Origin of the sequence: Streptomyces sioyaensis (assembly GCF_004122735.1) — a bacterium.
In the GTDB taxonomy this organism is placed as follows: Bacteria; Actinomycetota; Actinomycetes; order Streptomycetales; family Streptomycetaceae; genus Streptomyces; species Streptomyces sioyaensis.
The window spans coordinates 1-10,514 of sequence record NZ_SDIF01000168.1 but is presented as its reverse complement, the minus strand read 5'-3'; the positions used below and the strand labels follow the sequence as shown (position 1 = coordinate 10,514).

At 73.6% G+C, this 10,514-nt stretch carries 8 protein-coding genes; 2 read left to right on the top strand and 6 right to left on the bottom strand.

Annotated elements, in window-relative coordinates; all coding sequences use genetic code 11:
- Nucleotides 1–52: 52 nt before the first annotated feature.
- From EST54_RS31300 to EST54_RS31290, 3 genes are all read right to left on the bottom strand, one after another.
- Complete coding sequence (locus EST54_RS31300; RefSeq protein ID WP_129251079.1) at nucleotides 53–1,327, bottom strand: MFS transporter; 1,275 nt, start codon at nucleotides 1,325–1,327, stop codon at nucleotides 53–55.
- Between the two features lie 415 nt (nucleotides 1,328–1,742).
- Nucleotides 1,743–3,143 (bottom strand): glutamine synthetase family protein, encoded by a 1,401-nt coding sequence (locus EST54_RS31295; protein WP_129251078.1) that lies wholly within the window; start codon nucleotides 3,141–3,143, stop codon nucleotides 1,743–1,745.
- 85 nt (nucleotides 3,144–3,228) lie between these two features.
- Entirely contained in the window at nucleotides 3,229–5,292 is a 2,064-nt protein-coding gene (locus EST54_RS31290) for a SpoIIE family protein phosphatase (protein WP_129251077.1), read from the bottom strand.
- Between the two features lie 201 nt (nucleotides 5,293–5,493).
- Here EST54_RS31290 and EST54_RS31285 point away from each other — a divergent pair, with 201 nt between their 5' ends.
- A complete protein-coding gene (locus tag EST54_RS31285; protein WP_129251076.1) occupies nucleotides 5,494–5,838 on the top strand; it encodes a DUF427 domain-containing protein in 345 nt (114 codons plus the stop codon).
- Nucleotides 5,839–6,065: 227 nt separating this feature from the next.
- Nucleotides 6,066–6,713 carry a DUF309 domain-containing protein gene (locus EST54_RS35745; protein WP_372448209.1) on the top strand — a complete coding sequence of 216 codons (648 nt, stop codon included), beginning with the start codon at nucleotides 6,066–6,068 and terminating at the stop codon, nucleotides 6,711–6,713.
- Nucleotides 6,714–6,806: 93 nt separating this feature from the next.
- Here the strand turns inward: EST54_RS35745 and EST54_RS31275 are convergent, their stop codons facing one another.
- The 3 genes from EST54_RS31275 to EST54_RS31265 form a co-directional block, all read right to left on the bottom strand.
- On the bottom strand, nucleotides 6,807–7,976 hold the full coding sequence (locus EST54_RS31275) for a D-alanyl-D-alanine carboxypeptidase family protein (protein ID WP_239012649.1): 1,170 nt from the start codon (nucleotides 7,974–7,976) through the stop codon (nucleotides 6,807–6,809).
- 177 nt (nucleotides 7,977–8,153) lie between these two features.
- A complete protein-coding gene (locus EST54_RS31270) occupies nucleotides 8,154–9,407 on the bottom strand; it encodes a cytochrome P450 family protein (protein WP_129251074.1) in 1,254 nt (417 codons plus the stop codon).
- A gap of 173 nt (nucleotides 9,408–9,580) precedes the next feature.
- Nucleotides 9,581–10,514: MAB_1171c family putative transporter (locus EST54_RS31265; RefSeq protein WP_129251073.1), on the bottom strand; the 934-nt coding region annotated here is incomplete at its 5' end.

Genomic DNA, 10,514 nt, shown 5'->3' with positions numbered 1-10,514 from the left:
GGGTGTGAAGGTTCGGGGGTGGGGGGGAACAGCCCCCGAACCTTCACACCCCTCACGCCCGCGGCTCCCGGGCGTCGTAGCGGGCGAATCCCCGGCGGGCGAGGCCCAGGACGGTGACCACCAGGACACAGGCCACCCCGCCGCCGATCACCGCGGTCGCCGGTGAGGTCAGATCGGCCACCGACCCGGCGAGGAAGTCGCCCAGCCGCGGCCCGCCCGCGACCACGACGATGAAGACGCCCTGGAGGCGGCCGCGCATGGCGTCCGGTGTCGCCGCCTGGAGCATGGTGCTGCGGAACACCATCGAGACGGTGTCCGCGCAGCCGGCCACCGCCAGGAAGAACAGGCCGAGCCACAGCTGACGGGAGAGTCCGAAGCAGGCCACGGCCGCGCCCCAGGAGGCCACCGCGAGCAGGATGGCCAGACCGTGCCGGCGGATCCCCCCGAGCCAGCCGGAGAACAGCCCGCCCAGTACGGCGCCCACCGCGGGCGCGGCGACCAGCAGACCGACGGTCTTGGCGTCCCCGGCGAACCACAGCACCGCGACCGCCGGGAACAGCGCCCGCGGCTGGGCGAGCACCATCGCCGCCAGATCGGTGAAGAACGTCATCCGCAGATTCGGCCGGGTGGCGAGAAACCGCAGCCCGTCCAGTACGGAGGCCCGGCGCCGCGGCCCCTCCTCCTGGTCGGGCCGCATGGACGGCAGCCGCCACATCGCGTACAGCGAGCCGCTGAAGGCCACCACATCGATCAGGTACGCGGTCTGGTACCCCCACAGGCCGACGATGACGCCGCCCAGCATCGGCCCGCACATCAGACCGAGGTTGCTGGTCAGGGAGTTGAGGGCGTTGGCGGCCGGCAGCTGCTCGGCGGGCAGCAGCCGCGGGATCATCGACGAGCGGGCCGGGGAGTTCATCGCGAAGCAGACGGCCTGGACGGCGACGACCCCGTACAGCAGCCAGACCCGGTGGAAACCGGCCAGTGCGGCGACGGCCAGGACGAGCGACATCGCGGTGGCGCCCGCGGCGCTGTAGAGGCCCAGGATGCGGCGGTCGACGGTATCGGCGATGGCGCCGCCGTACAGCCCGAAGACCACCAGCGGGACCAGTGCGCACAGGCCCACCAGACCGACCGAGAAGGTGGAGTGGGTGAGGGCGTAGACCTGGAGGGAGACCGCGAGCGCGGTCATCTGCTGGCCCATCCAGGAGATGGTGTTGCCGCACCACAGACGTCGGTAGTCCGGGGAGGCGCGCAGCGGGGTCAGATCGGCGAATATCCGGGAGCGCAGGGGTATTTCACCCTTTTCGGAGGTTGTTGTAGGGGCCACGCGGCGCAGTAAAGCACGCCCCCGGGGCGGACCGGACGACAGGCCGGGAAGAGGCGCTCCGCGCACCCGCCCCTTACGCACCACTCCACGGCCGCCCGGTACAGCAGTGGCCCGCAGGCTCGCTCAGCTGCCCGCTACGCCCGTGGCTCGCAGCCCCGGCTCAGCCACCCGGTACGCCCGTGCTCCGCCGGTCGTGGCCCGCCGGTCGTGGCCCGCCGGCCGTGGCCCGCCGACCCGCTCAGCCGTCCGGAAGTCCGTACACCCGGCGGGCGTTGTCCGCGGCGATCATCGCGCCGCCCCGCACGGCGTCGTCGGCCGACCGTCCACGAGGGAGCTGCCGATGCCGGTGGCGCAGCAGCCGGCGGCGGCAGACCGTCGTCCGCGCCGGGGCCCACTCCCGCGACGTCCGCGGCCCTCACCAGCGCCAGCGGGTGGCGGCGGCGATCTCCTCGGCCTCGCTCTCGGCGAAGTGGGCCTCCTCCGCGCGCCGCACCGCCAGCACCGCGCCGTGCAGCACCTCCCCCATCGCCTCGTGCAGCGGGGCCGACTTCTCCAGCCGGTCGGCGGCCTCGGTGAGGGTGGCGGGCAGCCGTACGATGCCGCGCCGGGCCCGCTCGCGGACGCCGAGTACGCCCGGGTCGCCGGTCTGCGGGGCGGGCAGCTGCGCCGCCGATTCGATGCCGTGCAGTCCGGCGGCGATGACCGTGCCGACGGCGAGATACGGATTGGCGGCGGCGTCGAACGTCTTGACCTCGGCGTGGCCGCCGTCCGGGTCATCGGGGGCGCCGGTGATCAGCCGCAGCGCCGCCTCCCGGTTCTCCACGCCCCAGCACTGGTAGACGCCGGCCCAGCTGGAGGGCTGCAGCCGCAGATAGCTGGCGGGTGAGGGGCAGCCGATGGCGAGCAGGGCGGGCAGGGCGGAGACGAGGCCGCCGAGGAAGGCCACCGCGTCCGGCGCCAGGCCCCATTCGGCGCCGGGGGTCCGGTGCAGGCTCGCCCCGTCGCGGTAGAGGCCGAGGTGGAGGTGGCAGCCGTTGCCGACCTGGCCGGCGACGAACGACGGGGCGAAGGAGGCACGCAGCCCGTGCCGGGCGGAAACGGCGCGGACGGTCTCACGGACCAGCACCACGTCGTCGGCGGCGCGGACCGGATCGGCGGGGGCGGTGCTGACCTCGAACTGGCCCGGGGCGTACTCGGGGTGGAGCTGGAGGACATCCAGGCCCTGGACGCCGAGCGCCTCGGTGATGTCCCGGAGGTAGTCGGAGAGTTCGACGACGCGCGTCATGCCGTAGGCGGGGCCCGCGCAGGGGTAGTCGAGCGCCTCGTCCGCGCCGTCGGCGGCCGGGCCGTGCCCCGCCGGGGCGCGGGTGACCACCCATTCCGTTTCGAAGCCCATCCGCAGTTGCAGACCGGCCGCGGCGGCCCGCTCCACCATCCGCCGGGCGAACTGCCGCTGGCAGGCGGGGTGCGGCCGGCCGAGCTGGTCGTAGCGGTCCACCGGCGCCCAGGCCCAGCCGGGCTGGGCCGCGAGGACGACGACGCGGTCCAGGTCGGGGAAGAGCCGCAGGTCCCCATCGGGCCCGCCGACGTGCTCGGATTCGGTGATGTCGTCGTCGGAGGTGAAGACGTCGAAGACGGGCGACATCCCGACGCCGCGCTCCGCGGCCGCCGCGAACCGCTGCACCGGAACGGCCTTGACGCGGGTGATGCCCGCATTGTCCACCCAGGTCAGCGCCACGTTCAGGACGCCTTCCGAGGTCAGTTGCGCCGCCAGCCGGCGGGCTTCCTCGCGCTGTTCCGCAGCCCGCGATCCCATAGAACCGTCCTCACTCGACATTGCCGACCCCTCGGCGCCCGCTGTGCTGACTGCCCGTGGCCGGCGCGGCCCGATGCCGGGCCGGTCAGGAGCAGTTGAACTCGCACCATACGCACTTTCCGCTGCCGCGCGGTTCCACACCCCAGACATCGGCCAGGCGGTCCACGAGGAGCAGACCGCGGCCGGAGACACCGGCCTCACCCGGTTCCCGGCGCCGCGGCAGGCTGCTGGAGTGGTCCTCGACCTCCAGCCGCAGCAGCCGCCCGACGCTGTGCGGCATACGGATGTTGACCACGGCCTCGCCGTCGGTGTGCAGCAGCGCGTTGGTGATCAGCTCATCGGCGACCAGCTCGATCTCCTCGGCCCGCTCGGCCGCACCCCAGGCGCGTACCGCGGCCCGGATCATGTGCCGCGCGGCCGACAGCCCGTCGGGGTCGGCGGGTGCGATGTGCTGACGGAACCGTCCGACGGTGTCGTGCTCCGGGGCGCCCAGGCGGCGCAGCAGAAGCAGCGCCATGTCGTCCTCGCCGGTCCGGGCGCCCGCCGATTCGCAGAGCCGGTCGGCGAGTTGCTGGACGTCCTGGGGGCCGTCGCGGACCTCGCGGGCCAACTGCCGCATCCCCTCGTCGAGGTCGGTGCCGGGCGCCTCGACGATGCCGTCGGTGCACAGCAGCAGGGTGTCACCCGGGGCGAGCTGGACGGTGGTGACCGGATAGTCGAGCCGGCGGAATTCGGAGGCGATGCCGAGCGGCAGCCCGCCGGCCACCGGCAGTCTGCGGCAGATGCCCTCCGCATGCCGCAGCAGCGGGTCGATATGGCCGGCCCGGACGATCCGGGCCGCGCCGGTGCTCAAGTCCGCGTCGACATAGGTACAGGTGGCGAAGCGGTCGGTGTCGAGCTCGTTGAGGAAGGCGGAGGCGCGGGCCATGACGGTGGCCGGGGCGTGCCCTTCCGCCGCGTAGGCGCGCAGCACGATCCGCAGCTGGCCCATCAGCGCCGCGGCCTGGGTGTCATGGCCCTGGACGTCGCCGATGACGGCGCCGACCCGGCCGTCGGGCAGCGGAATGACGTCGTACCAGTCGCCGCCGATGTCCCGGCCCATCCGCGCGGAGCGGTAGCGGACGGCGATCTGTGCGTGGGCGACGCCGGGGATCCGGCGGGGCAGCATGGCTTGCTGGAGGCCCGCGGCGAGATCGTGTTCCTGGTCGTAGAGCATGGCGCGGGCCAGGCTCTGCGCGATGCTGCTGCCGAGCGCGAGCAGGACGCTGCGTTCCTGGTCGCGGAAGTCGCTCTCGCGCTCGAAGAACAGGCCGATCACACCGATCGGGCGGCCTTGGGCGATCAGCGGCAGATAGGCGGCGGAGTTGACGTTCAGCGGCTCGATGGCCGGCCACAGCCGCGGCCAGCCGCGCCGGAACTCCGCGCGGCTGGACACATACCGCGGGGTGAGCGTGCGCACCACCTCGCTCATCGGGAATTCGTCCCCCACCCGCGTGTATTCGAGGTCCGGTACGAAGCTGCCCGCCTTGCCCTCGGAGATCAGCCGGATACGGCCCGCCTCGACGAGGCCGAGGATCACGTTCTCCGCGCCGAGCCGGCTGAGCCCCTGCTCGTCGGCGAGTACGGCGATCACCTCACCAACCGTTCTGGCGTGTGCCAGGGCGGCGGTGGTGCGCTCGACGACGCTGGTGTGCCGGCGGCGTTCCTCATCGACGGCGATCCGCTCCGCCGCGTGGGTGTACTCCTGGCTGGCGTCGCGGACCACCCCGATGATGCGGCGGGGCCGGCCTCGGCCGTCCCGCCGGATGCTGCCCTGGCTGTGGGTCCAGCGCAGCTCGCCGTCGCGCATGCGGACCCGGAAGTACGCGCCGTAGGAGTCGCTGCCGTCCTTGAGCGCCCGGGCGACCAGGGCGTCCAGACGGGCCGCTTCATGGGAGGGGAGGCGACACCTGAGGGTCTCCGGACGGTCGTCGTAGTCCGCCGGGAGCATGTCGAACACCTCGAGGGCGGGCGCATCCATGTGCATCAGCCCGCTGTCGAGGTCCCAGTCGAAGCCACCCATGCCGTTGAGGGCCAGGGTCAGGTCCGGGTGGGCGGGCCAGTCGTCCGGCACCGACATGGCGGGCAGCTTCGCTCCCCGGTCAGCCATGACGTCACTTTGCCACATTCCCCCTGATTGCGGCGTGTCCAGGCGATTCCCCCCGCAGGGCCCCGGCCCCGCGGAACGGCACCGGCCGCCCTCGGCCGCGTCCCGCCCCCGCACGCCGCGCAGGAGCGCCACCGCACCGGCCGGGGGGCCGGTGCCATCCTGGGAGACGGCCCCGCCACCGTTCCGGCAAGGAGACAGACCATGCACCCGACCACGCGCACGACTCAAGGCCACCACATCGACATCACCCAGGGCAGCGAGCACGTCCGCGTGGAGATCGACGGCCGGCTGATCGCCGAGAGCAACCGCCCGCTCCTGCTCTCGGAGACCGGCTACCCGGTGCGCTACTACTTCCCGCCCGAGGACGTACGGACCGAGCTGCTGGTCCCCTCCGACACGCACACCGTGTGCCCCTTCAAGGGCACGGCCTCCTACTGGTCGCTGCCCGGCGGCCCGGAGGACCTCGTGTGGGCCTACCCCGAGCCGCACGACCAGGTCGCCCCGATCAAAGATCATTTCTGCTTCTACGAGGTGGAGCGGGACTGACACCGGCCGGCCCGACCCCGCACAATCGAAGCGTGAACGACGCGGACAAGACACCCGACGCACCCGGCCCGCCCTCGTCCCGGACGTCCGGTCCCCCGCGGCCGGGCCCGGAGGGCGGCGATCCGGCCTGCTGGCTGGACCAGGTGTGTGCGGCCTGCGGCCGGATCCGCGAACGGCCCGGCGGTGAGGTCTGCGAGCACTGCGGCGCCGCCACGACGGACGGCGCGGTGGCGGAGGGCTCAGCAGAGGGCTCAGCGGCGGACGGGGCGGGCGGGGACGAGGGCGACGCGGCCCGGAACGGCGGCGACCCGGCCCGGAACGGCGGGGCCGGAGCCCGCGGCACTCCCCAGCGGCGGGCCGCGGCGCTCCGCCGGGACCGCGACGAGGAGGGGCGGGCCCGCAGCGCTCGCCCCCGCGATGGACTCGGCCGCCCGCTCCCCTACGGCTCCCCCGGAGTGGCGCGGCAGCCCGAGGGCGTGGCGCGGACACCCGCGCAATCGCTGGCCGAGGCCCAGCGGCTGCTCGACGACGGCATGCCGTTCCATGCCCATGAGGTGCTGGAGGACGCCTGGAAGGCGGCGCCGGAGGCGGAGCGCGAGCTGTGGCGCGGACTCGCCCAGCTAGCGGTGGGACTCACCCATGCGGCACGCGGCAATGCCGTGGGCGGCACGGCGCTGCTCGACCGGGGGACGTCGGCCCTCGCCCCGTATGCGGACGCGGCCCCTTACGGGATCGACATCGCGGGGCTCATCGCCTGGTCCCGGGAGCTGACCGGACGTCTGGCCGACTCCGGGGCCGTACCGGCGGCCGAGACCGCGCCCCGGCTCCGGACCACCGGTGACACGGCCGAAAACCGCCCCACCCCCGAGGGATGAGAGAGGGCTCCGCGGGGACACACGGAGCCCTCCTGCCGGCCGTATGGCACCGCCGGCACCGCGCGCCGGCCGTAGACCGCACCGGCCGCCGGCCTACGCCGTGCCGCGACCCGCTCCGCCCCGGCCGCGCCCCTGCCGCCAGCGAGTGAGCAGGGCACCCAGCCCGATCGCCGCGACGCCGGCGCCGCCCGCCCCCAGGACCAGGGCGGAGCGCCAGGGGGAACCGCCCCGGGCCGCGGCCCCGGTCGCCTCGGCTGCCACCGGACCGGGCCGGGCGCCACCGTCGTAGGAGGCGCTCACGGCGTGCAGGGTGCCCACCGGCTGGGCCTTGCCCTCGGCGTCGAAGCCCCAGTCCAGCAGCGAACCGGCCTCCTTGTAGACCCCGTTGGCCTGCGTCGACTGCGGGTTCATGACGGTGACCAGCAAGGTGCGGCCGTTACGGCGGGCGGCGGCGATCAGGGTGTTGCCGGCCTTGGAGGTGTAGCCGTTCTTCACGCCGATGATGCCGGGGTACCGGGACAGCCCGTGCGAGCCGACCAGCATGCGGTTGGTGTTCTCGATCCGGGTGGTGCCGCCGGCGCCGGGGAACTGGGCGCTGGGGGTGGAGCAGTAGCGGGCGAAGTCGGCGTTGGCGAGCCCGGCGCGGGCGAAGATGGTCAGGTCGTACGCCGAGGACACCTGGCCGGGCGCGTCATAACCGTCCGGGGACTTGACGGTGGTGTCGCGCGCGCCGAGCCTGCGGGCGGTCTGCTGCATCTCCCGCGCGGTGGTCTGCCAGCCGCCGTTCATCGACGCCAGTACGTGCACCGCGTCGTTGCCGGAGCGGAGGAAGACCCCGCGCCACAGGTCGGCGACGGTGTAGCTGCGGCCCTGCCGGACGCCGACGACGCTGCTGCCGGCCCCGACGCCCGCGAGGTCCGCCGAACTGACCTGGCGCACGGTGCCGCCCGCGAACTTCGGCAGGACGGTGACCGCGAACAGCGTCTTGAGGGTGCTGGCCGGGGCGAGCTTGCGGTGCGCGCTCTTCGCGGCCAGCACATTGCCGGTGTCCGCGTCGGCCACCATCCAGGACAGTGCGGACAGCCCGCCGGGCAGCCGCGGTATGCCGGGGGCGGTGACCGCCTGCACCCCGGCATCGGCCGCGCCGGCCTGACGGGCCGTCGCCCCGTCCGCCGCGGCCGGTATGCACGTCAGTGAGACCCCGGTGAGGGCGATCGCTGCCGTCGCCGCTGCCATCTTGGACATCCGTGCGTGAAGTGCCATGTCGTCACGCTATGGAGTGGGACGGCAACCCGCAGCACAGTTGAGCCAGACGGGCCATCGTGCCGCCGCCCGCCCGGTGTATCGCAACTGCAATGGGTGCAAAGAAAGGCCCGCCCGGTGCGACGGGGGATGCACACCGGGCGGGCTCAGACACCTTTCTACCGCATGAGCGAACGGTTACGCCTCAAAAACTTGTTCGCTCGCCGTTTCCCAGGCGACGGGCAGCGAAATCAGGCCACGCGACCGGAGGGTCCTGCGGTGCCGCAATTCACCACGCGGGACGTCCAGTCGCAGCTCCGGGAAGCGGTCGAGGAGCGCTTCGAGCGCGGTCACCGCCTCCATCCGGGCGAGTGGCGCGCCGAGGCAGTAGTGGATGCCGTGTCCCATCGCGAGGTGCCCGGAGAGGTCCCGGCCGCGGTCCAGCGCGTCCGGCGCGGGGAATCGCGCGGGGTCGCGGTTCGCGGACGCGATCGACAGCAGCACGCTGTCCCCGGCCGGGATCCGTACGCCGCCGATCTCCAGGTCCTGTGTGGGGAAGCGGCGGATGGCCAGCGGACCCGGGCCGTCGTAGCGGAGGAACTCCTCCACGGCCGTCGGCAGTTCGGCTGGATTCTGCTGCAACTGACGGAGTATGTCCGGGTGGTCGAGCAGGGCGAGCACGGCATTGCCGATGAGGTGGACGGTGTTCTCGTACCCGGCGAAGAGAATGAGGAAGGCGAGCGAGGTCAGTTCGTCCTCGGTGAGCCGGTCGCTCCCGTCGGCGGCGGGCGCGTCGTCGCGGACCGCGATCAGGTCCGAGAGCAGATCGTCGCCCGGCTCGGCGCGCTTGGCCGCGATCAGACCGGTGTAGAACTCCAGCATCGCCCCGATCGCCTGCTTCATCCCCTCCGGCCGGCTCGGGTCGGGCGTGAGCAGCGCGTCCGACCAGGCCAGGAAGTCCCGCCGGTCGCGCTGCGGGATCCCGAGCAGATCGCAGATCACGGTGATCGGCAACGGCCCCGCGTAGTCGGCGATCAGGTCCGCTCGGCCGCGCTCGGCCATCGCGTCCAGCAGGTCGTCGGCGACCCGCCGTACGGGCGCCCGCAGCGTCTCGACCCGGCCCGGGGTGAAGGCCTTGACCACCAGGCGGCGGACGCGGGTGTGGTCCGGCGGATCCATGTTCAGCAGATTGGCGTCCAGCGCGGGCGGCAGCGCGAAACCGCGGTAACCGCCAGGCCCGGCATGGCGTCTGTCCAGGGAGAGCCGGGGGTCGGCGAGCGCGCTGCGGACGTCGTCATAGCGGGTGACCAGCCAGGCGGGGCTTCCGTCGGCGCCGGTGATCCGGTGCACCGGTCCGGCCTCGCGCAGTGCGGCGTAGGCGGCGTACGGATCATCGAGGAGCGGCGTCACGTCCAGGGGGGCGTCGGGGCCGGTCGAGGCGGTGTTCTGCATGGGCCCGACTCTAGGGCGTGACCGCGACCCACCCCTGCGTAGTCCGCCGTCCGGCAACACCGGAGAGGGCGACAACACCGGCGAGGGCGGCACCGGTTCGGGGACCGGTGCCGCCTCGGTGGTTCGGGCGGCCCGGACCCCCGTCCCGGGCCACCCCGTCTCAAGGGTGTTCCTCAGCTGCGCGCCACCGCGCTGCGCTGGCGCAGCTCGGTGAGCACGGTGTCGATCAGCGGCGAGTGGTAGACATCCGCCACCAGGGCCAAGTGCTCGTACTCCGCGGTGAGTTCGGCCGGTTCGCTGCCGCTGGAGACCACCACGCTGTCCGCGCCGTGGTCGGGAACATGACCGACCGCACGGTTCTCCAGACCGCGGCGGAGCGCGGCGGCCTCCGCAACGGCCGCCAGCTGCCGGTCGTCCAGGGCGACCGCACGGGCCCGCTCCCGGGCGATGTCCACGGCGTCGGACTCCACATGGCGCCGGATACCGCGCTGGACGTCCCGGATCTCGGCCATCTGCCGGTTGGCCCGCCACTCCAGATCGGCGAACGGCCATCGCACGGACCACGCCGAGGTCTCCATCGTCACCTCCGGGGTCTGTGCGGTGACGGTCCGCCAGAGCGGGGAGAGGCGGCGCAGCCGGCGCCAGGCGGCGACCCGCGGGCCGGCCGCCGGCAGCGCGAACCCGGCGAGGACCATGAGCGCCGCGACCGAGGCGCTGAGCGGGGCCACGCCGTTGGAGAGCCACAGCGCCGGGTGGCCCGCCCAGGACAGCGCGAACCCGATGACCTTGCACGCGCAGTAGGCGAGGCCCAGCCAGCAGCCCGCGGCCAGCACCCGCAGACCGCGCGCCAGGTACGTGCCGCCGAGCCGGGCGGCGTAGCGCGGGCACAGCGTCCCCAGGGCCCCCGAGGCGAAGCCGAAAATGGCCAGGTACAGCACCAGGAACAGCATGACGCCAGGAGAGTCGGTGTACTCGGTGCTGAAGTCGCGGGGGTGCTCGACGGCGTCCGGCCGGCCGACCGCGAACCCGACGATCGCCACCGCCCAGAGCACGGCCACACCCCCGACGGCGACGCGCGCCCCATTCCGCGCACGGGCCCTCCCGGCC